Source organism: Modestobacter sp. SSW1-42, assembly GCF_046635825.1.
Classification (GTDB): Bacteria; Actinomycetota; Actinomycetes; order Mycobacteriales; family Geodermatophilaceae; genus Modestobacter.
Genome location: NZ_JBISCA010000006.1, coordinates 292,472 through 316,393 on the forward strand (window position 1 = coordinate 292,472; position 23,922 = coordinate 316,393).

The following is a 23,922-nucleotide window of genomic DNA, read 5'->3' on the forward strand; positions in this document are numbered from 1 at the left end:
CACCCGCCGTCAGGCGACCGCCGGTGCCGGGTGCTCAGCGCCCCGGTCCGGCGGGGACCGCGGCCAGCCGCTCCCGCAGGAAGGCCACCACCTGCTCCCGCGCCTCGTGCGTGGGGTGGCCGGGGGTCTCGACGTCGGCGCTGGTGAGCACCCGGTGCTCGTTGGACCCGATGCCGGCGTCGTTGCCGGGCCGGGAGTTCAGCTGCACCGGCAGCCAGCCGTCGCCGAAGGTCGCCCGCAGCGCGCGGAAGCGGTCGCGGGGCGAGGCGGCGTCCTCGCTGAAGCGCAGGCCCATCAGGCACAGCCCCTCGCTGCGCACCCGCTCGGTGATCGCGTCGGCCTCCCGCGGGGACATGCCGATGTCGCGGCGGTGGCCGGCGGTGACCGGGAACGGGACGCCCGGCTGGCTGGCCACCGGGGCGAGGACGGCGGGCTCGACGGCGGAGGCGAGCGCGAACCCGCCGCTGAAGCACATGCCGACCACCCCGACGCCGGGGCCGCCGACCCGGTCGTGCAGCCGGCGCGCGGCGGCCCGCACGTACTCGGCGACCGGCCGGTCCGCGCCCTTGGCGAAGGCGCGGAACTCCCGGCTGATGCAGGCCGTGGCGATGCTGCGGGCGGCGTAGCCGGGGCTCAGCGGCCGGCCGGGCTCACCGAACAGGCTGATGACGTCGACGGTGAAGCCGACACCGACCAGGTGGTCGGCCAGGCCCATCACCTCCGGCGTCATGCCGGGAATCTCCGGCAGCAGGACGACCCCGGGGCCGGAGCCGCGCGAGAAGACCGTGTGGGTGAGGCCGGCGTTGGTGAAGGGCTCTTCGGTCCAGCCGGCCAGGGCGGGGGATGACGACGCTGTCATCGCCTGATGGTGGACCCGCGGGCCCCCGCAGGTCGAGACCCCCGCGCACGGCCGCTGGCGTCGGGACGGCGCTCAGTCGGTGAGCAGGCGCAGGATCCGGGCCAGGTCGGCGCGGTCGCCGGGCGCGAGGCGGGCGAACAGCTGGCCTGCGTCGGCCTCCCGCGCGGCATCCACCTCCCGCTGCACCTGCCGGCCCGCCGGCGTGGGCGTGAGCACCACCGCCCGCCGGTCGGCCGGGTCGGGGGAGCGCTCGACCAGGCCGCGCTCCTGCAGCCCGTCGGCGACCTCGGTGGCCGAGCGCGGGGCGATGCGCAGCGCCTCGGCCAGCTCCGACAGCCGCACCCCGTCGCGGCCGCAGACCACCCGCAGCGCGCGGGCCTGGTGCGGGGAGAGGTCCCAGGGGGCGAGGGCGGCCATGAAGCGGCGGCGCAGGGTGCGGGCGACGCCCATCACCAACTCGCCGAGCACCGCCGTCCCGTCGTCGGGCGGGGAGGCGGTCATGCGGGAATCGTAGCGACACCGTTGCGGTTACCACACCGTGAGGTAACCTCAGCAATGACAGGAAGGTGGTGGTCGCCCGTGGACGACACCTCGACCCCGGGGCGCGGCGGACGCCGTCCCGACCCGGCCGACCGGGCCCAGCTGGAGCGCTCCCCGGTGCGCTGGAGCCGGGTGGCCGGCCTGTTCCGCCCGTACCGCTGGCAGCTCGCGCTGGTGGTCGCGCTCATCGTGGCCAGCTCCGCCATCGCGCTGGCCAGCCCGTTCCTCGTCCGGCTCGTGATCGACGAGGCCCTGCCCCGCCAGGACGTGCCGCTGCTGGCCTGGGCGGTCGGGGGCATGCTCGCCGTCGCCGCGGCCACCGCCGTCCTGGGCGTGCTGCAGACCTGGATCTCCACCACCGTCGGCCAGCACGTCATGCACGGGCTGCGGACGTCGGTCTTCACCCACCTCCAGCGCCAGTCGCTCGGCTTCTTCACCCGCACCAGGGGCGGGGAGGTGCAGTCGCGGCTGACCAACGACATCGGCGGCATGCAGTCGGTGGTCACCTCCACCGCCACCTCCTTCGCCGCCAACCTCACCACCGTGGTCGGGACGGCGGTGGCGATGGCCGCGCTGAGCTGGCGGCTGTCGCTGCTGTCCCTGGTGGTCCTGCCGCCGGCGATCTGGCTGACCCGCCGGGTCGCGGTGATGCGCCGCTCGATCACCGCGCAGCGCCAGCGGCACCTCGCCGACCTGCACTCCCAGGTCGAGGAGGGGCTCAGCGTCAGCGGCGTGCTGCTCGGCAAGACCCTGGGCGCCGGCCCGGCCCAGTCGCAGCGGTTCGCCGCCACGTCCGACGACCTGGTCGGGCTGGAGGTGCGCTCCCAGCTGGCCGGCCGCTGGCGGATGGCCACCATGAGCATCGTCTTCGCCGGCATCCCGGCGCTGATCTACCTGGCCGCGGGCCTGCCGGCGACCTCGGGCGGGATGACCATCGGCACGCTGGTCGCCTTCACCACCCTGCAGGGCGCGCTGTTCCGCCCGCTCATGGGGCTGCTCGACATCGGTGTCCAGCTCACCAGCTCGATGGCGCTGTTCAGCCGCGTGTTCGAGTACCTCGACCTGCCCGTCGACATCGACGACCCGGCGTCCCCGGTGCGGCTGGGCGCCGTCCGCGGTGAGGTGCGGTTCGAGCACGTCGGCTTCCGCTACCCCGACGGCCACCGCGACGCCCTGGCCGGCGTCGACCTCACCGTGCCCGCCGGGGCCACGCTGGCGCTGGTGGGGGAGACCGGGTCGGGCAAGAGCACCCTGGCCTCGCTGGTCGCCCGGCTCAACGACCCGACGTCGGGGCGGGTGACCATCGACGGCGTCGACGTCCGCGACCTGACGCTGGCCGACCTCGCCCGGGTGGTCGGGGTCGTGGCGCAGGAGACCTACCTGCTGCACGGCACGATCGCCGAGAACCTCCGGCACGCCAAGCCCGACGCCACGGACGCCGAGATGGTCGACGCCGCCCGCCGCGCCCAGGTGCACGACGTCATCGCCGCGCTGCCCGACGGCTACGAGACGGTGGTCGGCGCCCGCGGGCACCGGTTCTCCGGCGGGGAGAAGCAGCGGCTGGCCATCGCCCGCACGCTGCTGCGCGACCCGCGGGTGCTGGTGCTCGACGAGGCCACCAGCGCGCTGGACAACGAGACCGAGCGGGCCGTGCAGGCCGCGCTGGACGAGGCCAGCCGCGGCCGGACCACGATCACCATCGCGCACCGGCTGTCCACCGTGCGCGACGCCGACCTCATCGCCGTCCTGGACGGCGGGCAGGTGGTCGAGCAGGGGACGCACGAGGAGCTGCTGGCCGAGGGTGGGCGCTACGCCCGGCTGGCCGGCGCCGCCGTCCGCCAGGCCGAGCTCGTCGGCTGACTCGGCACGACGGCGGGCTGCCGAACCCGGCGGGCACGGAACGCGCCGAGGCCCGGCCCCCGAACGGGGACCGGGCCTCGGGCACGGTGCGCCCAGGGCCCGAACCGCTGTCGGAACGGGCCCTGGGTGTACATCGCTCAGGTCAGCCGTGGGCCTTCTTGGACAGGTCGTCCCACTTCTGCCACTCCGCCAGCCGGGACTCGTAGTCCGCGGTCGCGATGCCCAGCGGGGCCTCGCCGAAGAAGACGCGCAGCGGCGGGTCCTCGGCGTCCACGATCTGCAGGACGGCGTCGCGGGTGGCCACCGGGTTGCCCGGCGTGCCGCCCAGGCGGGCCTTGCGCTGCTCGGCGGCCTTGACCCGGAACTCGTCGTAGGCCGGGTTCTCGGTCGCGTGCTTGGCCGAGGCCCCGCCCCAGTCGGTGGAGTACCCGCCGGGCTCGATGAGGGTGACCTTGATGCCGAAGTCGGCGACCTCCGCGGCCAGCGACTGGGTGAAGCCCTCCAGCGCCCACTTCGAGGCGTTGTAGATGCCGATGTTCGGGAACGCCGAGATACCGCCGATGCTCGACACCTGCAGCACGTGCCCGCCGCCGTTCTCGCGGAGGAAGGGCAGCGCGGCCTGGGTGACCCAGAGCGCGCCGAAGACGTTGGTCTCGAACTGCGCGCGGGCCTCGGCCTCGGAGATCTCCTCGACCATGCCGAACTGGCCGAAGCCGGCGTTGTTGACGACGACGTCGAGGCCGCCGAAGTGGTCGCGCGCCTGCTGGACCGCGGCGAAGTCGGCCGCGCGGTCGTCGACGTCCAGCTGGATCGGCAGCACCCGGTCGCCGTAGGACTGCACCAGGTCGTCGAGGGTGGCGGTGTCGCGGGCGGTGGCCGCCACGTTGTCGCCGCGCTCGAGCGCCGCGATCGACCACTCCTTGCCGAAACCGCGGGATGCGCCGGTGATGAACCAGGTCTTCGCCATGGTGGGTCTCCTCTCGATGGACGTTCTGGGGGTGGGCAGCGCACCGAGAGGTCGTTGTGTTCCGAGAGGATTGCTGGGTCGTTCCAACGACCAGCAGCTGTCCCGGGTCCTCACCTCCGAACGGGGTGGGCTTCCGACACCTCGGTCAAGGGAGAGGTGGTGACGGTCGAACGAGTTCCCATGGCATTCCTGCTCCCAGTGTTCACCGGGCTCGCCGTCATCCTCACCGCTCTGGGCGGGGCCGCCCAGCTGGACGCCAAGTACACGAGCGACACCAAGGAGCAACCCGACTTCCGGAAGTCGCTCCCCTGGGGATGGCGCAAGGCGGTCCTCGCCGTTCACCGTAGGAAGAGTCGTCAGCTCTCGTCACGGGATCGCGAGAACGGCGGTGTGGCTCTCCGGTTCTTCGGCAGCTGCTTCGCTTACGTGGGCGTGCTCATCAGCATGGTGGCGTGGACGATCGACCAGTCCTGACCCTCAGGAGCCGGGCGTCGTGATGCTCACCGCAGTCCGCGTCGTCCGGGAATGGTCCGCCGGCGCAACGACCTTGCCCCCGGCATGGACCTGTTCTCCCCCGTGACCCTGGGCGACCTCGAACTCGCCAACCGCGTCGTCATGGCCCCGCTGACCCGCATGCGTGCCGGGGACTCCGGCGTGCCGAACGACCTGATCGTCGAGCACTACGCCCAGCGGGCGAGCATCGGCCTGATCATCACCGAGGGCACCTACCCCCGGTTCGAGTCGCAGGCGTTCGTCGGCCAGCCCGGCGTCGTCACCGACGAGCAGGTCGCCGGCTGGGCCCGCGTGGCCGAGGCCGTGCACGCCCGCGGCGGCCGCATCGTCATGCAGGTCATGCACGGCGGGCGGGTCACCCACCCCGACACGAACAACGGCCACCGGGTCGAGGCGCCGTCCGCGATCGCCATCGACGGCGAGACGCACACGAGCAAGGGCAAGCAGCCCTACCCGGTGCCGCACGCGCTGACCGTCGAGGAGGCCGCCGAGGTCCGCGACTCCTTCGTCACCGCCTCCCGCCGGGCGATCGAGGCCGGACTGGACGGCGTGGAGGTGCACGGCGCCAACGGCTACCTGCTGCACGAGTTCCTCGCCCCCTCGTCCAACACCCGCGACGACGTCTACGGCGGCTCGCCCGAGAACCGCGCCCGCTTCGTCGTCGAGGTCGTCACCGCGGTGGCCGAGGCGGTCGGCGCCGGCAAGGTGGGCCTGCGCATCTCCCCGGAGCACAACATCCAGGGCGCGCTGGAGACCGACCGGGACGACGTCCTGGCCACCTACGGCGCCCTGCTCGACCAGCTGCGCCCGCTGGGCCTGGCCTACCTGTCGGTGCTGCACGCCGAGCCCGCCGGTGACCTGGTGCAGGAGCTCCGCCGCCGGTTCGGTGGCCCGCTGATCGCCAACAGCGGCTTCTCGACGGTCACCACCCGAGACGAGGCCGTCGCGCTGATCGAGGCCGCGCACGCCGAGGCCGTCGCCGTGGGCCGTCCGGCCATCGCCAACCCCGACCTGGTCGAGCGCTGGCAGGGCGAGCACCCGGAGAACGAGCCGCGGCCGGAGCTGTTCTACGCCGCCGGCCACGAGGGCTACACCGACTACCCGACGCTCCAGCTCAGCCAGAGCTGAGCCGCACCGCACGACCCGAGGGGCCCGGCAGCCGCGTGCTGCCGGGCCCTCGTCGACGGCGGCACCGCGCCGTGGCTGGCGCGCAGGGAGCCGGGAACGGCAGCGGGCACCGTGCGCGGGGAGCGCACGGTGCCCGGAGGGTCTGCTGGCGGAGGTCAGGCCGCGCGGGTGGCGGCGAACTCGGTGGTCTCGGCCTCGGAGAAGTGCCGGCCGCGGGTCGACACGGGCACGGCCCGCAGCGCCTCCACCGGCTGCACGACGTCGGCCTCGGCCGGGGTGGCGAACTCGGCGGTGACCGGCTCCTCGTCGGTGGCCGCGACCTCCGTCTCGGCCTCGACCTCGGCAGGGACCTCGGCCTCGGCCTCGTCCTCGGCCTCGTCCTCGGCCTCGGCGACGGCCTCGACCGGCGCCGGGACCTCGGCGGCCGGCTCGGGGACGACGACCACCGGGTTCTCCGCGATGTCGACGACCTCGGCCAGGCCCGCGGCGTGGATGCGGGCGATGGACTCCAGGGCGCCGGCCGCCAGCTCGGCGATGACCTGCGCGTCGGTGGACGCCTGACCGGCCTCGGCAACGGCGTGGATGCTCATGCCCTCCTCCATCGGCAGTCCGCTGCGGGGTCGGTACCGGTTCGTCCCGCCGACTTCCCGCACCGTCGACCGGGTGCCATGGCCGGACGGGTTCCGGCGCGGGCGCTGCGGTGCCACGCTGCCGGGGTGAGCACCCGGTCCTGGCTGTCGCTGTGGTCCCGGGACTCCGCGCTGTCCATCGCCAGCGAGGGCTCGTTCGCCTCGATCGGCAGCGTGGGGTCCGTCGCCTCGATCGGCAGCATCGGCTCGTCGATGTCGCTGTTCTCCGTGGGCAGCTGGCTGTCCGTCGGGTCGGCGCTGTCCGCGCAGTCGGTGCTGTCGGCGCTGTCCTGGCGGTCGGTCGGCGGTGCCCGCGCGGCCGGGTGCGCCGCGGCGGTCGCCGTCCTCGTCGCGCTGCTGCCCGGGCGGCGCTGAGTGGCCGCGACGGTCGAGGAGTACCTCGCGGAGCTGCCCGCCGACGTGCGGGCGCGGGTCGAGGAGCTGCGCCGCGTGGTCGCCGAGGTCGCCCCCGGCGCGGGGGAGGCGATCAGCTACGCCATGCCGGTGTTCACCCTGGACGGCGCACCGCTGCTGCACGCCGGCGCGTGGAAGCAGCACATCGGCCTGTACCCGGTGCCGGTGTTCGACGGCGCGCTGGAGGCCGAGGTGGCGCCGCTGCGCAGCGGCCGCGACACGATGAAGCTGCCGCACGGCGCCCCCTTCCCGCGCGACCTGGTGACCCGGGTGGTGCAGGCCCTGGTCGACCGCCGCGGCTGAGGCGGCCCCGGTCAGCCGACCGCGGCCGGGAACGGCGCGGGCGCGGTGAGCCGGGTGCCCTCGTCGACGAGGAGGTCGGCGGGTGCGGGCCGGCCGAACAGCCAGCCCTGGCCGCCGTCGACGCCGAGTCCCTGCAGCACGGTCTGCTCGGCCACCGTCTCGACGCCCTCGGCGATGACGCAGATGTCGAAGCTGTGCGCGAACTCGACCAGCGACTGGGCCAGCTTGGCCAGGATCGGGTCGGTGTCCAGCCCGCTGACGATGCTGCGGTCCATCTTCAGCACGTCGGGGTTGGTGACGACGATGTGCCGCAGGCTGCTGAAGCCCGCGCCCACGTCGTCGATGGCCAGCCGCATGCCGGCGGCCCGCAGCGGGGTCAGCGCGGCGCTGAGTGAGGCGTAGTCCTGCACCTGCTCGTGCTCGGACAGCTCGAGCACGATGCGGTGCAGCGGCAGCCGGGCCAGCAGCTCGGCGCACTGCGGCGTGAGCAGGGTCTGCGCGGAGACGTTCATCGAGACGTACCCGGAGACCTCGTCGAGCAGGGCGGCGGCGCGCTCGAGGGCGAGCAGCTCGAGCCGGTCGCCCTGCCCGATGCCGTGCGCGTCGGCGAAGACGACGTCGGGGGTGCAGTCCCACTCGACGGGGAACCGGCTCAGCGCCTCGGCGCCGGCGCGGGTGCCGGTGCGCAGGTCGACGATGGGCTGCAGGACGACGGTCGGGCCGGAGCCGCCCAGCACCGGGGCGAGCCGGTGGGCGATGGCGGCCTCCTCCCGCTCGCGCAGCACCTGCGGCTCGATCACCAGCGCCGCGGCCTCGGCCAGCACCTCGACCACGGCGAGGTGGTGCGGCTGGACCTCGGGGTCGCTGAGCACGCCGAAGGCGCAGAAGGTCCCGTAGACGGTGCCGTCACCCAACACCAGCGGGACGCTGACGTGGCTGCGGATCTGCGGCAGGTCGGCCGGCTGCAGGCGCACCGCCTCGGGGTGCTCGCGCGCGTCCCGGACCAGCCGGGGCAGCCTCCCCTCGAGGACGGCGGCGCAGTGGCTGCCCTCGCGCGGCCCCGACCAGCCGGCCCGGAACCCCGGCAGCGCGGAGTCGGCGTGCTCGACCGTGCGGGTGGTGTCGCCGACGCGGCTGAGGAAGGCCACGCTGAGGCCGAGCCTGCGCCGCGCCGCGGCGAGCAGCCCGGCGAGCTGACGATCGGCTTCTGAGCTGTCCCGGTCCATGGGCCTCTCCTCGGGCAACGCCCCCTCGGCCGTGAGGTGGGTCGTCCCGAGAGCCTGGCGGACGCATCCGTCCGTTTCATCACCCCCAGGAGTGGACCTGCGGTCAGCCGGCGAGGGAGTGCACGTCCCGGCGCGGCGCGGCCAGGACGCCGACGGGGGCGGGGCGGCCGAAGTGCCAGCCCTGCCCGTCGTCCACGCCGAGCACGCGCAGCATCGCGTGCTCGGCCGCGGTCTCGACGCCCTCGGCCACGACCCGCACGCCGCCACCGTGGGCGAAGTCGACCAGCGACTCGACCAGCCGGGCCAGCACCGGGTCGGTGTCCAGGCCGCTGACGATGCTGCGGTCGATCTTGATGACGTCGGGATCGGTGACCACGATGTGCCGCAGGCTGCTGAAGCCCGCGCCCACGTCGTCGATGGCCAGCCGCATGCCGGCGTCCCGCAGCGGTGCCAGGGCGTCGACGAGGGCCGCGTAGTCCTCCACCTGGTCGTGCTCGGAGAGCTCGAGCAGCACCCGGGGCAGCGGCAGGGACGCCAGCAGCTCCCGGCACGGCGAGGTCAGCAACGTGGCGGGGGAGACGTTCATCGAGACGTAGCCGGGGACGTCGTCCAGCAGCGCGGCCGCGCGGGTCAGCGCCTGCAGCTCCAGCCGGTCGCCGGCGCCGACGCTGTGGGCCTGCGCGAAGACGACGTCGGGGGCCAGGCCCCACCCGGCGGGGAAGCGGCTGAGCGCCTCGGCGCCCCGACGCGCCCCGGTGGCCAGGTCGACGATCGGCTGGAGGACGACGACCGGGCCACCGTCGGCCATCACCGGGGTGATCCGCTGCTCGATCGCGGTGCGCCGCTGCTGCTCGCGCAGGTCGGGCTCGACGATCACCGACGCCGCGTCGGCCAGCACCTCCATCAGCGCCTGGTCGCGGGTCGACAGCTGGGGGTCCGAGCGCAGGCCGAAGGCGCAGAAGCTGCCGTAGACGGTGCCGTCGCTGAGGCGCACGGGGGCGGTGACGTAGCTGCGGATGCGGGGGACCCGGGCCGGTCGCAGTCGCATCGCGGCGGGGAAGTCGGTCACGTCGGGCATCACCGCAGGGAGGTCGCCGTCCAGCACGGCCTGGCAGAAGCTGGTGTCCTGGGGCTGGGTGAGCCCGTCGTGGAACAGCAGGGGCATCGAGGACTCGACGACCTCGAGGTGCTGGGTGGTGCCGTCGAGGCGGCTGAAGAACGCGACGCTGAGGCCCAGCGACCGTCGTGCCGTCTGCAGCAGGTCGGCGATCTGCCGTTCGGTGTCCGAGCGCTGTCCGCGCACGTGCCCACTCCCTGGTCGGATGGGCTCCCCGCCCCGGCTTCTCGAGGTGGTTGCCCTGCACCTCCCATCGGCACGTCCGGCCGGGCGCCACAGCTGCCGCCGCCGGGCTCACCCGTGCGGGTGTCGCCGCGCGGGTCAGGTCAGGGCCGGGGTCGCCAGGGTCCCCGGGCGGACGCCGGACGGCGGCGCGTCGAACCCCCGGGCGATGAGCCGGGCGGCGAGGCACATCTCCCAGGCGGCCACCGGCAGGGCGGCGATGAACCGCCACGGGGACGTGGCGCCCAGCAGTCCGAAGAGCACCGCGGTCGAGGACAGCAGGACCAGCGGCCCGCCGACCAGCCCGAGGACGGCGATCCAGCGGGGGACCAGTCGCGCCCGGTGCACGAGCAGGGCGAGCAGCAGGCTGTTCACCCCGATGACCAGGCCGGGGCCGACGAGGAAGGTCCAGTCGTGCAACGCGACCAGGGCCCGGGCGACGGGGACGTCCTGCGGGCCGCCGCCCTGCCGGAGGGTGACCAGCGACAGGGTGGCCACGACGCCCACGCAGATGACCGCGGCCTCCAGCAGCCGCCCGCAGAGGTAGCCGAGCGCGAGGCTCTCGCTCTCCCGCCGGACCACCGGGTGGAGGGCGACCGCGGTGCCGATGCACGTGGCGGCGAGCACCACCTCGAGCCAGCCGCCCAGCAGCACCTGCGTGTCCGCACCCGCGCCGAGCACGTAGCCCGGGTCGGTGAGGGCGGGCTGGTAGAGCGCCAGTGCGGCGATCGCGGTCACCGCTGCCAGCACGAAGAAGACCCCTGCCGCCCGTGCGCTGCCCTTGTCCATGATCCCGTCCTCGGGTCGAGGTGTACGGCGTACACCGGATGGCCCGAGACGGTAGGTGTACGGCGTACACCTGTCAACGGGGTACCGTGCTCCGGTGGCCGACCAGGCGCGGCGGGCGCCGCTCACCCGCGACCGGGTGCTCGCCGCCGCCGTCGACCTGGCCGATGCGGGCGGCATCGAGTCGCTGAGCATGCGGCGACTGGCGCAGGAGCTCGGCGTCGTCCCGATGGCGCTGTACAAGCACGTCTCCGACAAGGACGACCTGCTCGACGGCATGGTCGACGCCGTCCTCGGTGAGGTCGAGCAGCCCGACCCCGGGCCGGGCTGGCGGGCCGCCGTGCGGGACCGGGTGCTCTCGGCCCGGCGGGCCGTCCTCCGGCACCCGTGGGCGCGCCGGGCGATCGAGTCGCGGACCCGCCGCACGCCGGTGGTGCTGGGGCACATGGAGGCCCTCGCCGCCGGCTTCCGGGCCGGCGGGTTCTCGGCCGACCTGACCCACCACGTCATGCACGCGCTGGGCAACCGCATCTGGGGCTTCAGTCCCGAGCTGTTCGACGAGCCGCAGGACGCGGCCGCCGCGCCCCGGGACCCGGAGGAGCAGGCGGCCGCGGCCGCGGAGTTCGGCCGGCGCTTCCCGACCATCCTGGAGATCGCGGTGACCGCCACCCAGGGTGACCTGGCTGCCGTCGGTGGGGGCTGTGACGAGCAGTTCGAGTTCGAGTTCGCCCTGGACCTCCTGCTCGACGGCTTCGATCGGCTGCGCGCGCAGGGATGGACCTCGGCCACCGACCCGCGGCGACGCGCTCCCGCCTGACCGGGGACGCCGCGTCGCCCCGGTCGGCCGGACCGGAGGGCCTCCTCCGCGTGTCATCATCCGGGGGAGCAGTCGTCCCCGAGTCCGCGCACCGGACACCCCGACCCGCCGGAGAGAGGTGTCGCGCTGAACAGGCAGCTGGCCGAACTGGTCCCCGGCGAGGTCCCCACCGAGCTGCAGCGGATGGTCCTGGCGGCCGACTGGTCGCAGACGCCGCTCGGCCCGGTCGACAGCTGGTCCCCGACGTTGCTCACCGCGGTCAGCACGTGCTTGAACTCCCGGTTCCCGATGCTGCTCATGTGGGGCGCGGAGCTGGTCATGGTCTACAACGACGGCTACGCGCCGATCCTGGGTGCGCGGCACCCGGAGGCGCTGGGGAAGCAGTTGGGCGAGGTGTGGACCGACGTCTGGTCGGACATCGAACCGATGATCGCCGAGGTCTTCGCGGGCCGGTCGACCTTCGTCGAGGACATGCCCCTGACCATGACCCGGCACGGCTTCCCGGAGGAGACCTACTTCACCTTCGCCTACAGCCCGGTCCTGGAGCCCGGCGGACGGGTCGCCGGCCTGCTGGACACGGTGATCGACACGACGCCGCGCGTGCTCGCCGCCCGCCGGATGGCCGTGCTGCAGCGACTGGGCAGCCTCCCGCGCTCGGTGCACGGCAGCAACGAGGAGGCGTGCGTCGCCGCGCTCGAGGTGCTCGCCGACGCCCGCGCCGACTGCCCGTTCGGACTGGTCTACCTGGAGGACGGCGATCGGGCCGCCCGGCGCACCGCCAGCTACGGGCTCGACCCCGCGGACCCGGTGCCCGACGACGCCCTGCACGCGGCGGTGCGGCAGGCGATGGCGACGGGCGCGGTGGTGCCGATCGGTGACCTGGGGGCCCGGCTCCCCGGCGTCCCCGGAGCCGGTCCGGTGGGCGGGGGAGACGTCGAGACGGCCTTCGCCCTGCCCCTGACCGCGGCCGGCCAGGACCGCCCGGTCGGGGCCCTGGTGCTCGGCGCCAGCCCGCACCTGCGCGTGGACGCCGAGTACCTCACCTTCCTGGAGCTCGCCGCCGGCCAGGTGGCCGCAGCGGTCGCCGACGCCCAGGCGGTGTTGGCCGAACGCCGGCGCGCCGCCGAGCGGGCCGAGCTGGACCGCTCCCGGGCCCAGTTCTTCACCGAGGTCGCGGTCACCCTGCAGCGCGCCGTCCTCGGGCCCACCGTGCTGCCCGAGGGCTTCGCCGTCCACTACGAGCCGGCCGCGGGCACGCTGGAGGTGGGTGGCGACTGGTACGACGTCGTGGACCTGCCCGGGGGCCTGTACGGGGTGGTCGTGGGCGACGTCGTCGGGCGCGGCCTCGACGCGGCGGCCGTGATGGGCCAGCTGCGCAGCGCCGGGCGGGCGCTGCTGCTGGAGAGCCGCTCGCCGGCGCACGTGCTGTCGGCGCTCGACCGGTTCGCCGCGCTCGTGCCCGGCGCCACCTGCAGCACCGTCTTCTGCGGGGTGGTCGACCCCTCGGCCGCCACGCTGCGCTACAGCAGCGCCGGGCACCCGCCCGCCGTCCTGGCCGACGAGCAGGGCCGGTCGCAGCTGCTGGAGGCGGCGCGCGGCGTCCCGCTGGCGGTGCTGGAGGGCGTCGACCGGCCGGAGGCGCAGGTCAGCCTGCCGCCGGGCTCGACGCTGCTGCTGTACACCGACGGGCTCGTCGAGCGCCGCGACGAGGCGCTCGACGAGGGCATCGGCCGGGCGGTGACGGCGCTGGTCGCCGGCCGGCACCTGGCCACCGATGCCCTGTCCGGCCTGCTCACCGACCAGCTGCTCTCCGACGCCCCCGACGACGACGTCGCCTTCCTGCTCTACCGCAGCCCCGGCTGACCCGGTTCGGGGTGGGGTCGCCCCGGGTAGTCGGGCACGCATGTGACCGGCACCGGTCACGACGCCCAGGGGAAGGACGCACATGGCTGCCTGCGAGGTCTGCGGCAACGACTACCGGCTCAGCTTCGAGGTGCACGCCGCCGGGGCGGTGCACACGTTCGACAGCTTCGAGTGCGCGATCCACGCGATGGCACCCATCTGCGAGCACTGCGGCGTGAAGGTGGTCGGTCACGGCGTCGAGGCCGACGGCGTCTTCTTCTGCTGCGCGTCGTGCGCGCGCATGCACGGCGAGCAGGCCAGCGCCCAGGAGCTCGTCGACCACGCGGGCCGGGCGCCGGACGAGCGGTGACCGACGTCGTCCGGGTGAGCAAGCGGCTGTCGTACGTGCTGCGGCACCACCCGGACAGCGTCGGGCTGACCCTGGACGCGCACGGCTGGGTCGCCGTCGAGGACCTGCTCGCGGCACTCCGCCTCACCCGCGCGGAGCTGGACGCGGTGGTCGCCGGCAACGACAAGCGGCGGTTCGCCCTCGACGGGACCGGCACCCGGATCCGGGCCAGTCAGGGGCACAGCGTCCCGGTCGACCTGGGCCTGGCCCCCGCCGTCCCACCCGGGGAGCTGTTCCACGGCACCGTCGAGCGCTTCCTCACCTCGATCCTCGCCGAGGGGCTGCGCCCGGGGAACCGGCACGCGGTGCACCTGAGCCCCGACCGGGAGACCGCCGAGCGGGTGGGGGCGCGGCGGGGCAGGCCCGTCGTCCTGCGGGTCGACGCCGCGGCGATGGCGCGGGACGGCGTCGTGTTCACCCGCTCGGACAACGGGGTGTGGCTGGTCGACGCCGTCCCGCCGCGGTACCTGACCCGGCTCTGACGCCGTGCGCTCAGTGCGCGGTCGCCCGGGCCAGCAGGTCGCGCAGGCCGGCGTCCAGGACCGCCTGCGCCTGGACCGGGTCGGCGAGGTAGCCGGCGACCATCGCGCCGTCGCGCAGCACCAGCCAGTGCCGGGCGGCCTCGACCGGGTCGGGGTGGCCCGCGGCGGTGAAGGCGGAGCGGACGGCGCCCTCCAGCCACTCGCGGTGCACCCGCACGGCCTGGCGCACGGGGCTCGCCGGGTCCGGGTTCTCGGCCGCGGCGTTGATGAAGGCGCAGCCGCGGAAGCCGACGCCGCACACCGTGTCGCCGACCAGTGAGGTGAGCCCGTGCAGCCAGCGGGCGGCCGCGTCCGGGTCGGCCGGCACCTCGCCGGCGGCCTCGCGCACCGACCGGTCGACGCCGGCCAGGTAGGCCACGACCAGGTCCTCCTTGCCGGGGAAGTGCCGGTAGAACGTCGCCCGGGTGACCGCCGCCTCGGCGACCACCCGGTCCACCCCGACGCCGCGCAGGCCCTCGGCGTAGAAGAGCGCCGACGCCGTCCGCAGCAGCCGGTCGCGCGCCTCCGACGTCCGCACGGCCCCTGTCACGGTGATCACGGTAACCCCCGGTTGACCCCGCTGCGGGCGCGTGGTCAACTCGACGCACGCAAGGAGAACGACCGTTCTGTCTGCTGCATTGACCTGGAGGTCCTCCACATGGCTGCCGTCTACACCGCTCTCGCCACCGCGACCGGGGAAGGCCGCAACGGCCACACCCGCACCTCCGACGGCACGATCGACCTCGACCTGAAGGTCCCCACCGAGATGGGTGGCCCTGGCGGTGGCGCCAACCCCGAGCAGCTCTTCGCCGCCGGCTACGCCGCCTGCTTCCACGGCGCGCTCAAGCTGGTCGCCGGCAAGCAGAAGGTCGCCTTCACCGACTCCGCGGTGACCGCCGAGGTGGGCATCGGCCCGAACGACGCCGGCGGCTTCGCCCTCGAGGTCACCCTGCGCGTCGAGCTGGGCGGGATCGAGCAGTCGGCCGCCGAGGCCCTCGTCGAGGCCGCCCACCAGGTGTGCCCGTACTCCAACGCCACCCGCGGCAACATCCCCGTCACCCTCGAGGTCGAGACGGCGTGATGAAGGACCCCCTCGCCCCCCACCACGCGCTCCGCGCGTAGCGGGGCCCTGCGAGGGGGCCGCTGAGACCCGGGGGAGGGTGGTGCCGTCAGGGCCTGCCCTCCCCCGTCCGCGTCCCCGGGCGGAATCCTCCCGCCGTCGGACGCCTTGGCCTGGGCATGCAGATCGACCTCTCCGGGCGCACCGCCCTCGTCACCGGCTCCTCCCAGGGCATCGGCCTGGCCATCGCCACCGGCCTCGCGGGAGCCGGCGCCTCCGTCGTCCTCACCGGCCGGGACGCCGACAAGCTGGAGGCCGCGGCGGCCGGCATCGACGGCCAGGTGACCACCGTGGCCGGCGACGTCACCACCGACGAGGGGACGGCGCAGCTGCTCGAGCAGGTGCCCGACGTCGACGTCCTGGTCAACAACCTGGGGATCTTCGACGCGAAGCCGGCCTTGGAGATCAGCGACGACGAGTGGCGCCGGTACTTCGAGACGAACGTGCTGACCTCGGTGCGGCTGACCCGGGCCTACCTGCCCGGCATGGTCGAGCGCGGCTGGGGCCGCGTGCAGTACATCGCCAGCGACTCAGCCGTGGTCGTGCCGGCCGAGATGATCCACTACGGGATGACCAAGACGGCGCTGCTCGCGGTCTCCCGCGGCTTCGCCAAGGAGGCCGCCGGCTCCGGGGTCACGGTCAACGCGGTGATCGCCGGCCCGACGCACACCGGTGGCGTCGAGGACTTCGTCCGCTCGCTGGTCGGCGACGAGCTCTCCTGGGACGACGCGCAGCGCGAGTTCATGCGCACCCACCGGCCGCAGTCGCTGCTCCAGCGGCTGATCGAGCCCGAGGAGATCGCCAACATGTGCGTCTACCTGGCCTCCCCGCTGGCCTCGGCCACCACCGGCGGCGCGCTGCGGGTCGACGGCGGCTACGTGGACGCGATCCTGCCGTAACGCGGGCCCGCCACCCTGGGCCCATGAGCTTCGCCGTCCCGGTCGTGGACATCTCCAGCTACGTGCACGACGGGACGGCGGAGGAGCGGGCCGCCACCGCGCGGGCCATGGACGCCGCCTGCCGCACCGTCGGGTTCGTGCAGGTCGTCGGGCACGGCGTGCCGGACGCCGTCGGCGCCGGGCTGGCCGGGGCGATGGACGCCTTCTTCGGCCTGCCGCTGGCGGCCAAGAACGCCTGGCGCACCCCGCCGGAGGTCAACCGCGGCTACAGCCCGCCCAAGAGCGAGTCGCTCTCGCTGTCCCTGGGGGTGGAGGCCGCCAGCCGGATGAACGACTTCTTCGAGGCGTTCAACGTCGGCGCCTCGCAGGCCACCTACCCGCACGCGCCGGGCCTGCCGCAGCCGGACTACGCCGAGAACACCTGGCCGGACGTCCCCGGGTTCGAGCCCGCCGTCGAGGCCTGGTTCGGTGAGGCCGCCCGCGTCGCCCGCACGCTCACCCGCGTCTTCGCCGACGCCCTGGGTCTGGAGCCGGACTTCTTCGCCCGGCTGACCGGCCACTCCCTCGACGTGCTGCGGATGAACAACTACGCCCTGCCCGAGGGCACCGTGCGCCTGAACGGCGACCTGACCGGGATGGGCGAGCACACCGACTACGGCATCGTCACCGTGCTGTGGGCCGACCGGGTCGCGGGCCTGCAGGTGCTCGGCTCCGACGGCGGCTGGCACGACGTGATGCCCGCCGCGGGCGCCCTGCTGGTCAACCTCGGCGACGTCACCGCCCGGCTGACCAACGAGAGGTGGCTGTCGACCCTGCACCGGGTCAAGCCGCCGATCGTCGACGGCACCATCCAGCGGCGCCGGTCGGCGGCCTTCTTCCACGACGGGGACGTCGACGCGCTCATCACCACCCTGCCCTCCTGCCTGGAGCCCGGCGAGGAGCCGCGGTACCTGCCGGTCACGGTGGGCGAGCACGTGGCCGCGAAGCTGCGCGGCTCCCGGGCCGGGGTGGTCAACACCGCCGCCGACCGCGAGGCCGCGCGGGTGCTCGCCGCCCGGTCGTAGCGCGGGCGCGTGTCCCGCGTCCTGATCACCGGCTCCACCGACGGGCTCGGCCTGCTGGCCGGCGAGGGGGTGCTGGTCGGTGACCTGTCCACGATCGCCGGCATGCGGGCGGTCGCCGCGCAGGCCGAGGACCCCGGCCGCTTCGACGCCGTCGTGCACGACGCCGCCGTCCAGGACGGGCTGCTCGCGGCGTGCGCCCAGCTCGGCGGCGTCCCGCTGCCCTGACCCACGGCGCGCGGGAGGCCGTGGCTCCACCGGATCCACAGCCGGACGTGTGATCCTGGGGGTTGGTCGATCGCACCCCATCCCCCAGCGCGCCCCGGAGGTCGTCGATGGAGCCCGGCGAGTCCGCCCCGAGGCCGTTGCCTCCCCGGCTGGATCCCCGCGCGGGGAAGAGCCCGCGCACGCCCGGCGGCGCGACGTCGACCCGGGCCGCGGTCGGCGACCCGGTGAGCCCGACGCGCCGGCTGGCCGTCGGCGTCCGGGCCCTGGCCGCCGTGCTGAGCGTGCTCGTGCTCGCCGGCAGCGGCTGGGGCTGGTACCTGGCCAAGGTGGCCGAGGCGAGCCTGAGCCGCACCGACGCGATCCCCGCCGACGGCAACGTCGACGCGCAGGGCAACGGCGGCGAGGCGATGAACCTGCTGCTGGTGGGCCGCGACTCCCGGGCCGGGCTGACCCCCGAGCAGCAGGCGGAGTACGTCACCGGTGACACCGAGGGGCTGCTCAACACCGACACGATGATGCTGGTGCACGTGCCCGCCGACGGGTCGGCGGCGTCCTTCGTCAGCCTCCCGCGCGACCTGTACGTGCCCATCCCCGGCAACGGCGAGGGCAAGCTCAACTCCGCCTACGGCGACGGCTACACCGCAGCCGCGGGCGACGAGGCGCAGAAGGACGCCGCCGGGGCCCAGTCCCTGATCCGCACGGTCAGCCAGCTCTCCGGGCTGCAGATCGACCACTACGCCGAGATCAACCTGCTCGGCTTCATCAACCTGAGCACGATCGTCGGCGGCGTCGAGGTCAACATCTGCGAGGCCGTCGACGACTCGGTCACCGGCGCGCACTTCGACGCCGGTCCGCAGACCCTCAGCGGCAGCCAGGCGCTGCTCTTCGTCCGGCAGCGGCACGGCCTGCCGTCGGAGCTGGACCGGCAGCGCAGGCAGCAGGTCTACATCGCGGGGATGCTGCGCAACCTGCTGTCCTCGAACGTGCTCCTGGACCTGGGCAAGCAGCAGGCGATCGTGAAGCAGGTCGGCAGCAGCGTCACCTTCGACCGGGGCCTGGACGTGTTCGAGCTGGCGGCCCAGCTCCAGTCGGTCCAGCCGAGCGACATCACCTTCCAGACCCTGCCCGGACTGCGGGACGACGAGGTGGACGGGGCCGCCGTGCTCGTGCCCGCCGACGCCGCCGCGCTCAAGACGTTCTTCGCGTCGCTGGGCACGCCGAAGGAGGAGCCGGCGGTCGAGGCCCCGGCGCCGGTCGCCCCGGTCGCGCCCGCGGAGGTGACGGTCAGCGTGCTCAACGGCTCGGGCGTCACCGGCGCGGCCGCGACCGCGGCGACCGCGCTGAGCTCGGCCGGTTTCGTGGCCAGCAGCGGCGGCAACGCCCCGGCCGAGACCGAGCTCACCACGATCGCGCACGCGCCGGGCGACGAGGCGAAGGCCGCGGCGCTCGCCGCCCAGGTGCCGGGCGCTGCGGTGACCGCGGACGCCGCCCTGGCCGCCGGCACGGTCCAGCTGACGCTGGGCTCGGACTTCAACGCCGTCGGCCAGGCGGTCGACGCCCCGGCGCCGGCGCCGGTCCCGGACGGCACCTACGCGACCAGCGAGCGCACCGCGGAGGACACCAGCTGCATCGCCTGACCGGCGCCGCCGCCGTCCCGGGCCGGCCCCGGGACGGCGGAGCCCACCAGAGCACGCGGTCCACCGGCCGGACCGCGCTCGGGGGCTCTGCGCCGATCATCTCGACCAGGTCGATCTCGACGGTGCGCGTGATCGCCGTCATCGGGACGTCGGGGGACCGAGTCGGCGAAGGGCTCGGCGAGGTCGTCGCCGACCTGCACGGCGAGCAGGGACACGAGCGCGACCAGCCCGGAGCCGATCGGGGTCGCCCAACCCAGGTCGTCGACCGGGGCGGGTGCCCGTCCCCGCGCCGGTAGCTCAGGCGGCGACGGCCTCGCTGCGGCGCGGGCGCGTGAGCAGCGCGGGGAGCTCCAGGGCGTCCAGGGCGCGGACGTCCTCCTCGTCGTCGTCCGTGACGGACCAGGTCGCCGGCTCGACGAAGGCGACCGGCTCCTCGTCCTCAACCGCGGGGGCCTCCTCGACGGGGGCGTCCCAGTTCTCGGCCAGCGCGGCGATCGTCGCCATCGCCTCGTCGAACAGCTGCTCGACGAGTGCGTGGCCGGCGGACGCGACCGCCTCGGTGGAGAAGGTGCCGTCGAAGAGGAGTCCAGTCACACCGCCGTCATCGGCAGTCGACACGTCGACCGTGACGGTCGGCGGGGTCAGCGGCGCCAGAAGTCGAAGCGGTCGCGGCCGGGCCGGAAGCCGGCCTGCTCGACGACGTCGACGGCCAGGTCGAACCGTTGCCCGACCAGCTGCGGCTGGTGGCCGTCGCTGCCGAAGCTGACCGCGTCCCCGCCCTCGTCGCGGTACCAGCGCAGCAGCTCCACCGACCACAGCGGGCTGGTGGTGTTGACCTCCAGGGCCCGGCCACTGGCCGCCAGCGCCCGGAACACGGCCCGGTACTCCTCCTCGAACACCGCCTCCGGGTACTCGTCGCGCCCTCCGGGCCAGTACCGGCGCGGGAAGTCGCAGTGCGCGAGCACCTGGAAGACGTCGCTGCTCTCGATCATCGCCACCATCTCGCTGAGGTAGCGCCGCATCGTGGCCACGAGGTCGACGCCGGGCGCGTGCAGCACCCGGTTCACCCCGATCAGCCGCCCGTCGACCGGCAGCGAGTGCAGCGAGCCCAGGATGCGGTCGACGGGGGAGGACTGCAGGTGTGCGGCGACGCTGGCCGCGAACAGGTGGGGCTCCCCGGCCTCGACGCCGGACCAGACCCGCAGCTGGGGGAACCGCTGCCGGGCCTCCCAGATCGTCTCGGCGTAGAGGTCGACGTCGATGGGCAGCTGGTTGGCCGGGTGGCGGTCGGTGAGCCCGTCGGTGGTGGCGCGGTCCCCGGGGCTCCAGACGGTGAAGTCCAGGTGCTCGGTGAACGCGATCGCCGGCAGGCCGATCTCGACGGCCCGCTCGCACGCGCGCAGCAGGGAGGCCCGGGGCCCGGTGTCCCACGAGAACTCCGAGTGCACGTGGTTGTCGGGCGGCAGCATCGTCCCCATCCAACCGGTCGTCCACAGCGAGCGCACGCCGGGTCCCGAGGATGTCGGTGGGTCCGCCTACGGTCGGGGCATGACCACCGCGCTGCAGACCGATCTGGCCGACGAGGCGCTCGGGGTCCTGCGCGAGCTCACCGGCCGCCCCGACGCCGTCTTCCGGGAGGGCCAGGACGACGCCGTGCTCGCGCTGGTCGAGCGCCACCAGCGGGCGCTGGTCGTGCAGCGCACCGGGTGGGGCAAGTCGGCGGTGTACTTCGTCTCCACCGCCCTGCTGCGCCGCCGCGGTGCCGGCCCCACCCTGCTGGTGAGCCCGCTGCTCGCGCTGATGCGCGACCAGGTGGCCGCGGCCGGCCGGGCGGGCATCAAGGCGGTCGAGATCTCCAGCTCCAACGTCACCGAGTGGGACGACATCAACGCCCGGCTCGCCGCCGACGACGTCGACGTCCTGCTGGTCTCCCCGGAGCGGCTGACCAACCCCCGCTTCCGCGACGAGCAGCTGCCCGCCCTGGTCGAGCGCTGCGGCCTCCTGGTCGTCGACGAGGCGCACTGCGTCTCCGACTGGGGGCACGACTTCCGCCCCGACTACCGGCGCATCCGCGACCTGCTCGGCCAGCTGCCCGCCGGCACGCCCGTGCTCGCCACCACCGCCACCGCCAACGAGCGCGTCGTCGCCGACGTCGCCGAGCAGCTGAGCGCCGGCGGCGTCGAGGTCACCACCGTCCGCGGCCCGCTGGCCCGCGACTCGCTGCGCATGGGTGTGCTGCGGCTCGACTCCGACCGGGCCCGGCTCGCCTGGCTGGCCGCCCACATCGGCGACCTGCCGGGCAGCGGCATCGTCTACACGCTCACCGTCGCCGCGGCCGAGGAGACCGCGGCGCTGCTGCGCGACGCCGGTCACGAGGTGCGCGCCTACACCGGCCGGCTCGACGACGCCGACCGCAAGGACGCCGAGGAGGCGCTGCGGGAGAACCGGGTCAAGGCGCTGGTCGCCACCTCGGCCCTCGGCATGGGCTTCGACAAGCCCGACCTCGGGTTCGTCGTCCACCTGGGGGCGCCGTCGTCCCCGGTCAGCTACTACCAGCAGGTCGGCCGCGCTGGCCGCGCCGTCGACCACGCCGACGTCCTGCTGCTGCCCGGGCCGGAGGACATCGCGATCTGGCAGTGGTTCGCCACGTCGTCCATGCCCCGGCAGGACCACGCCTCCGCCGTGCTCACGGCCATGGCCGACGGGAAGGCGTGGTCGGTGGCCCGGCTGGAGACCGTCGCCGACGTCCGCCGCTCGCGGCTCGAGCTGCTGCTCAAGGTCCTCGCCGTCGACGGGGCGGTCGAGCGGGTGCAGGGCGGCTGGCGCTCGACCGGCGTCCCGTGGACCTACGACGCCGACCGGTACGCCCGGGTCACCGAGACCCGCGAGGCCGAGCAGCGGTCGATGCTCGACTACGCCAAGCCCGTCGACACGGCCGAGTGCCGCATGGCGTTCCTGCAGGAGGCCCTCGACGACCCGACCGCGGCCCCGTGTGGGCGCTGCGACGTCTGCGCCGGCCCCTGGTACCCCACCGACGTCCCGGCCGGGGCCTCCGAGGCCGCCTCCGCCCGGCTGGACCGGCCCGGCGTGGAGTTGGCGCCGCGGGCGCAGTGGCCCACCGGCGCCGACCGGCTCGGGGTCGAGGTGAAGGGCAAGATCGCCGCCGGCGAGCAGCTGGCGAACGGCCGGGCCGTCGCCCGGCTCACCGACCTCGGCTGGGGCCAGAAGCTGCGCACCCTGCTCGGTGACGACGGGGTGGGCGGCGTCGCCTCGCTCGCCGAGGACCTCGAGGCCCCCTCCATCGAGGAGGACCCGGACGCCGCCTACGACGTGGCGCACCGCGTGATGCGCCCCGGGCTCACCTCCGACGCACCGCCGGACGAGGAGCTGCTGCGCGCCTGCGCCCGGGTGCTCGGCGCCTGGGACTGGGCACAGCGGCCCGGCGCGGTCGTGGCCGTCCCCTCCCGGCGTCGTCCCGCGCTGGTCACCGGTGTGGCCGAGGGGTTGGCCCGGATGGGCCGGCTGCCCTATCTCGGCACCATGGACCTGGCCTCCGGTGGCCCGACCGGTGGGCCGGGCGGGAACAGCGCCTTCCGGTTGGCCGGCGTGTGGCAGCGGATCGTCGTCGGCCCCGGACTCCGTGCCCGGCTGGCCGAGCTGGGGGACGTCCCGGTGCTGCTCGTCGACGACCTCGCCGACTCCCGCTGGACGATCACCGTGGCCGGGCGTGAGCTGCGCCTGGCCGGCGCGGCCTCGGTGCTGCCCTTCGTGCTCGCGCTGTCCGCCTAGTCGGACCCTCCCGCCGTCCACAGCTTTTCGAACACCTGTGCGAAACCGGTAGTAGCCTCCCCGCATGTCGCTCGCACACCAGCCGTCCATGTGGGACGTGGCCGAGGAGGCCTCGCTCACCCCGCTCGCCGGCCGGGTGGTCCGGCACCAGCTGAGCCACGGAGCCTGGGTCGATCACCTCCCCGGCTGGGTCGAGGGGTCGGACCCACTGCTCGAGGTCCTGCTGGGCGACATCGGCTGGCGGGAGGACCGCCGCCAGATGTACGACCGCGAGGTGGCCGTGCCGCGGCTGCTGCGCTGGTACGGGGGAGGGGAGACCCTGCCGCACCCCACGCTGACCGACGCCCGGGCGGAGCTGAACGCCCACTACGGCCCCGAGCTCGGCGAGCATTTCGTGACCGCCGGCATGTGCCTGTACCGCGACGGCCGCGACAGCGTCGCCTGGCACGGCGACCGCATCGGCCGTAGCCGCACCGAGGACACGATGGTCGCGATCGTCTCGTTCGGGTCGCCGCGACCGCTGCTGCTGCGTCCGGTCGGCGGTGGCGGCAGCCTGCGCTTCACCCTCGGCCACGGCGACCTGGTGGTCATGGGCGGCTCGTGCCAGCGCACCTGGGAGCACTGCATCCCGAAGACGACGAAGAGCGTCGGACCGCGCGTCAGCGTCCAGTACCGCCCACGCGGGGTCGCCTGAACCGTGAAAGCCCTGCTCAGGGGCCGACCGAGAGGGCGACTGGACCCCCCTTCAGACCCCCCGTGCAGACCCCCTCAGAGGGCGTGTATCGTTCTCCATGCACCAAGCGAGAACGGACCGGGCCCCAGGGCCTGGGAAACCGCCGGACGGAACCCCTGAGGTTCGACTGCTGCGGAACTTGGTGTACAGTGGAACTACCGCCACGGAGAACGGCCCAAAAATTGGTCGGGGAACGTGCGCGTCCGCTCCTTGAGAACTCAACAGCGTGCCGAAAGTCAGTGCCAAGTAACAAACCCCCAGCGGCATCTTCGGGTGTCGTGAGGGATTCCTTTGGTTGATTG

General features: G+C 74.4%; 26 protein-coding genes. 16 read left to right on the top strand and 10 right to left on the bottom strand.

Annotated features, from left to right (window positions below):
• Nucleotides 1–34 precede the first annotated feature (34 nt).
• Together ACGBYP_RS20660 and ACGBYP_RS20665 are read right to left on the bottom strand one after the other, a co-directional pair.
• Nucleotides 35–859, bottom strand: coding sequence for a dienelactone hydrolase family protein (locus ACGBYP_RS20660; protein WP_411587208.1), 825 nt, complete (start codon nt 857–859; stop codon nt 35–37).
• A 72-nt stretch (nt 860–931) separates the two neighbouring features.
• Nucleotides 932–1,360, bottom strand: a complete 429-nt coding sequence (locus ACGBYP_RS20665) for a MarR family winged helix-turn-helix transcriptional regulator (RefSeq protein ID WP_411587209.1) — start codon at nt 1,358–1,360, stop codon at nt 932–934.
• 78 nt (nt 1,361–1,438) lie between these two features.
• Here ACGBYP_RS20665 and ACGBYP_RS20670 point away from each other — a divergent pair, with 78 nt between their 5' ends.
• Nucleotides 1,439–3,259 carry an ABC transporter ATP-binding protein gene (locus tag ACGBYP_RS20670; RefSeq protein WP_411587210.1) on the top strand — a complete coding sequence of 607 codons (1,821 nt, stop codon included), beginning with the start codon at nt 1,439–1,441 and terminating at the stop codon, nt 3,257–3,259.
• A gap of 142 nt (nt 3,260–3,401) precedes the next feature.
• Here the strand turns inward: ACGBYP_RS20670 and ACGBYP_RS20675 are convergent, their stop codons facing one another.
• Nucleotides 3,402–4,226 carry an SDR family oxidoreductase gene (locus ACGBYP_RS20675; protein ID WP_411587211.1) on the bottom strand — a complete coding sequence of 275 codons (825 nt, stop codon included), beginning with the start codon at nt 4,224–4,226 and terminating at the stop codon, nt 3,402–3,404.
• A gap of 180 nt (nt 4,227–4,406) precedes the next feature.
• On the opposite strand from ACGBYP_RS20675, the gene ACGBYP_RS20680 reads away from it, so the two are divergent.
• On the top strand, nt 4,407–4,700 hold the full coding sequence (locus ACGBYP_RS20680) for a hypothetical protein (RefSeq protein WP_411587212.1): 294 nt from the start codon (nt 4,407–4,409) through the stop codon (nt 4,698–4,700).
• 84 nt (nt 4,701–4,784) lie between these two features.
• Nucleotides 4,785–5,867, top strand: a complete 1,083-nt coding sequence (locus ACGBYP_RS20685) for an alkene reductase (protein WP_411587214.1) — start codon at nt 4,785–4,787, stop codon at nt 5,865–5,867.
• 155 nt (nt 5,868–6,022) lie between these two features.
• On the opposite strand, the gene ACGBYP_RS20690 is transcribed toward ACGBYP_RS20685, so the two are convergent.
• Nucleotides 6,023–6,457 carry a hypothetical protein gene (locus ACGBYP_RS20690; protein ID WP_411587216.1) on the bottom strand — a complete coding sequence of 145 codons (435 nt, stop codon included), beginning with the start codon at nt 6,455–6,457 and terminating at the stop codon, nt 6,023–6,025.
• Nucleotides 6,458–6,583: 126 nt separating this feature from the next.
• On the opposite strand from ACGBYP_RS20690, the gene ACGBYP_RS20695 reads away from it, so the two are divergent.
• Together ACGBYP_RS20695 and ACGBYP_RS20700 are read left to right on the top strand one after the other, a co-directional pair.
• On the top strand, nt 6,584–6,871 hold the full coding sequence (locus ACGBYP_RS20695; RefSeq protein ID WP_411587219.1) for a hypothetical protein: 288 nt from the start codon (nt 6,584–6,586) through the stop codon (nt 6,869–6,871).
• On the top strand, nt 6,872–7,213 hold the full coding sequence (locus ACGBYP_RS20700) for an iron chaperone (RefSeq protein WP_411587221.1): 342 nt from the start codon (nt 6,872–6,874) through the stop codon (nt 7,211–7,213).
• An 11-nt stretch (nt 7,214–7,224) separates the two neighbouring features.
• Here the strand turns inward: ACGBYP_RS20700 and ACGBYP_RS20705 are convergent, their stop codons facing one another.
• The 3 genes from ACGBYP_RS20705 to ACGBYP_RS20715 form a co-directional block, all read right to left on the bottom strand.
• Entirely contained in the window at nt 7,225–8,439 is a 1,215-nt protein-coding gene (locus ACGBYP_RS20705) for an EAL domain-containing protein (RefSeq protein ID WP_411587223.1), read from the bottom strand.
• 103 nt (nt 8,440–8,542) lie between these two features.
• Nucleotides 8,543–9,742, bottom strand: a complete 1,200-nt coding sequence (locus tag ACGBYP_RS20710; protein WP_411587226.1) for an EAL domain-containing protein — start codon at nt 9,740–9,742, stop codon at nt 8,543–8,545.
• A 135-nt stretch (nt 9,743–9,877) separates the two neighbouring features.
• Nucleotides 9,878–10,567: a DUF4386 domain-containing protein gene (locus tag ACGBYP_RS20715; protein WP_411587227.1), complete on the bottom strand. Its 690-nt coding sequence runs from the start codon at nt 10,565–10,567 to the stop codon at nt 9,878–9,880.
• Between the two features lie 94 nt (nt 10,568–10,661).
• Here ACGBYP_RS20715 and ACGBYP_RS20720 point away from each other — a divergent pair, with 94 nt between their 5' ends.
• The 4 genes from ACGBYP_RS20720 to ACGBYP_RS20735 all read left to right on the top strand — a co-directional run bounded on the left by ACGBYP_RS20720 (nt 10,662) and on the right by ACGBYP_RS20735 (nt 14,114).
• Nucleotides 10,662–11,381, top strand: a complete 720-nt coding sequence (locus ACGBYP_RS20720; protein ID WP_411587228.1) for a TetR/AcrR family transcriptional regulator C-terminal domain-containing protein — start codon at nt 10,662–10,664, stop codon at nt 11,379–11,381.
• 183 nt (nt 11,382–11,564) lie between these two features.
• Entirely contained in the window at nt 11,565–13,244 is a 1,680-nt protein-coding gene (locus ACGBYP_RS20725) for a SpoIIE family protein phosphatase (RefSeq protein WP_411587230.1), read from the top strand.
• A gap of 82 nt (nt 13,245–13,326) precedes the next feature.
• Entirely contained in the window at nt 13,327–13,593 is a 267-nt protein-coding gene (locus ACGBYP_RS20730) for a hypothetical protein (protein WP_411587231.1), read from the top strand.
• Nucleotides 13,590–14,114 (top strand): RNA 2'-phosphotransferase, encoded by a 525-nt coding sequence (locus ACGBYP_RS20735; protein WP_411587233.1) that lies wholly within the window; start codon nt 13,590–13,592, stop codon nt 14,112–14,114. The genes ACGBYP_RS20730 and ACGBYP_RS20735 overlap by 4 nt, the downstream gene beginning before the upstream one ends.
• Nucleotides 14,115–14,124: 10 nt before the next feature.
• Here ACGBYP_RS20735 and ACGBYP_RS20740 read toward each other — a convergent pair whose 3' ends face one another.
• Nucleotides 14,125–14,703: a TetR/AcrR family transcriptional regulator gene (locus ACGBYP_RS20740; RefSeq protein WP_411587234.1), complete on the bottom strand. Its 579-nt coding sequence runs from the start codon at nt 14,701–14,703 to the stop codon at nt 14,125–14,127.
• Between the two features lie 108 nt (nt 14,704–14,811).
• Between ACGBYP_RS20740 and ACGBYP_RS20745 the strand changes: the two genes are divergently transcribed.
• From ACGBYP_RS20745 to ACGBYP_RS20765, 5 genes are all read left to right on the top strand, one after another.
• Entirely contained in the window at nt 14,812–15,234 is a 423-nt protein-coding gene (locus tag ACGBYP_RS20745; RefSeq protein ID WP_411587235.1) for an organic hydroperoxide resistance protein, read from the top strand.
• Between the two features lie 158 nt (nt 15,235–15,392).
• A complete protein-coding gene (locus tag ACGBYP_RS20750; RefSeq protein ID WP_411587238.1) occupies nt 15,393–16,172 on the top strand; it encodes an SDR family NAD(P)-dependent oxidoreductase in 780 nt (259 codons plus the stop codon).
• A 23-nt stretch (nt 16,173–16,195) separates the two neighbouring features.
• Nucleotides 16,196–17,236, top strand: coding sequence for an isopenicillin N synthase family dioxygenase (locus tag ACGBYP_RS20755; RefSeq protein WP_411587239.1), 1,041 nt, complete (start codon nt 16,196–16,198; stop codon nt 17,234–17,236).
• 9 nt (nt 17,237–17,245) lie between these two features.
• The gene (locus ACGBYP_RS20760; RefSeq protein WP_411587242.1) at nt 17,246–17,461 is read left to right on the top strand and encodes a hypothetical protein; all 216 of its coding nucleotides are present in this window, start codon (nt 17,246–17,248) and stop codon (nt 17,459–17,461) included.
• A gap of 224 nt (nt 17,462–17,685) precedes the next feature.
• Complete coding sequence (locus tag ACGBYP_RS20765; protein ID WP_411587243.1) at nt 17,686–19,098, top strand: LCP family protein; 1,413 nt, start codon at nt 17,686–17,688, stop codon at nt 19,096–19,098.
• A 297-nt stretch (nt 19,099–19,395) separates the two neighbouring features.
• Here the strand turns inward: ACGBYP_RS20765 and ACGBYP_RS20770 are convergent, their stop codons facing one another.
• Entirely contained in the window at nt 19,396–19,692 is a 297-nt protein-coding gene (locus ACGBYP_RS20770; RefSeq protein WP_411587246.1) for a hypothetical protein, read from the bottom strand.
• Nucleotides 19,693–19,739: 47 nt separating this feature from the next.
• Nucleotides 19,740–20,567: a PHP domain-containing protein gene (locus ACGBYP_RS20775; protein ID WP_411587247.1), complete on the bottom strand. Its 828-nt coding sequence runs from the start codon at nt 20,565–20,567 to the stop codon at nt 19,740–19,742.
• A 79-nt stretch (nt 20,568–20,646) separates the two neighbouring features.
• Between ACGBYP_RS20775 and ACGBYP_RS20780 the strand changes: the two genes are divergently transcribed.
• Both ACGBYP_RS20780 and ACGBYP_RS20785 read left to right on the top strand, forming a co-directional pair.
• Nucleotides 20,647–22,887, top strand: a complete 2,241-nt coding sequence (locus ACGBYP_RS20780; protein ID WP_411587248.1) for a RecQ family ATP-dependent DNA helicase — start codon at nt 20,647–20,649, stop codon at nt 22,885–22,887.
• 64 nt (nt 22,888–22,951) lie between these two features.
• Entirely contained in the window at nt 22,952–23,581 is a 630-nt protein-coding gene (locus ACGBYP_RS20785) for an alpha-ketoglutarate-dependent dioxygenase AlkB (protein ID WP_411587249.1), read from the top strand.
• Nucleotides 23,582–23,922: the final 341 nt, after the last annotated feature.

Excerpts from the sequence above, each read along its gene's own strand:
- ACGBYP_RS20660 (WP_411587208.1), bottom strand. The coding sequence starts at position 859 with ATGACAGCGTCGTCATCCCCCGCCCTGGCCGGCTGGACCGAAGAGCCC.
- ACGBYP_RS20665 (WP_411587209.1), bottom strand. The coding sequence starts at position 1,360 with ATGACCGCCTCCCCGCCCGACGACGGGACGGCGGTGCTCGGCGAGTTG.
- ACGBYP_RS20675 (WP_411587211.1), bottom strand. The coding sequence starts at position 4,226 with ATGGCGAAGACCTGGTTCATCACCGGCGCATCCCGCGGTTTCGGCAAG.
- ACGBYP_RS20680 (WP_411587212.1), top strand. The coding sequence starts at position 4,407 with ATGGCATTCCTGCTCCCAGTGTTCACCGGGCTCGCCGTCATCCTCACC.
- ACGBYP_RS20685 (WP_411587214.1), top strand. The coding sequence starts at position 4,785 with ATGGACCTGTTCTCCCCCGTGACCCTGGGCGACCTCGAACTCGCCAAC.
- ACGBYP_RS20690 (WP_411587216.1), bottom strand. The coding sequence starts at position 6,457 with ATGAGCATCCACGCCGTTGCCGAGGCCGGTCAGGCGTCCACCGACGCG.
- ACGBYP_RS20705 (WP_411587223.1), bottom strand. The coding sequence starts at position 8,439 with ATGGACCGGGACAGCTCAGAAGCCGATCGTCAGCTCGCCGGGCTGCTC.
- ACGBYP_RS20715 (WP_411587227.1), bottom strand. The coding sequence starts at position 10,567 with ATGGACAAGGGCAGCGCACGGGCGGCAGGGGTCTTCTTCGTGCTGGCA.
- ACGBYP_RS20725 (WP_411587230.1), top strand. The coding sequence starts at position 11,565 with ATGGTCCTGGCGGCCGACTGGTCGCAGACGCCGCTCGGCCCGGTCGAC.
- ACGBYP_RS20730 (WP_411587231.1), top strand. The coding sequence starts at position 13,327 with ATGGCTGCCTGCGAGGTCTGCGGCAACGACTACCGGCTCAGCTTCGAG.
- ACGBYP_RS20745 (WP_411587235.1), top strand. The coding sequence starts at position 14,812 with ATGGCTGCCGTCTACACCGCTCTCGCCACCGCGACCGGGGAAGGCCGC.
- ACGBYP_RS20750 (WP_411587238.1), top strand. The coding sequence starts at position 15,393 with ATGCAGATCGACCTCTCCGGGCGCACCGCCCTCGTCACCGGCTCCTCC.
- ACGBYP_RS20755 (WP_411587239.1), top strand. The coding sequence starts at position 16,196 with ATGAGCTTCGCCGTCCCGGTCGTGGACATCTCCAGCTACGTGCACGAC.
- ACGBYP_RS20775 (WP_411587247.1), bottom strand. The coding sequence starts at position 20,567 with ATGCTGCCGCCCGACAACCACGTGCACTCGGAGTTCTCGTGGGACACC.
- ACGBYP_RS20780 (WP_411587248.1), top strand. The coding sequence starts at position 20,647 with ATGACCACCGCGCTGCAGACCGATCTGGCCGACGAGGCGCTCGGGGTC.
- ACGBYP_RS20785 (WP_411587249.1), top strand. The coding sequence starts at position 22,952 with ATGTCGCTCGCACACCAGCCGTCCATGTGGGACGTGGCCGAGGAGGCC.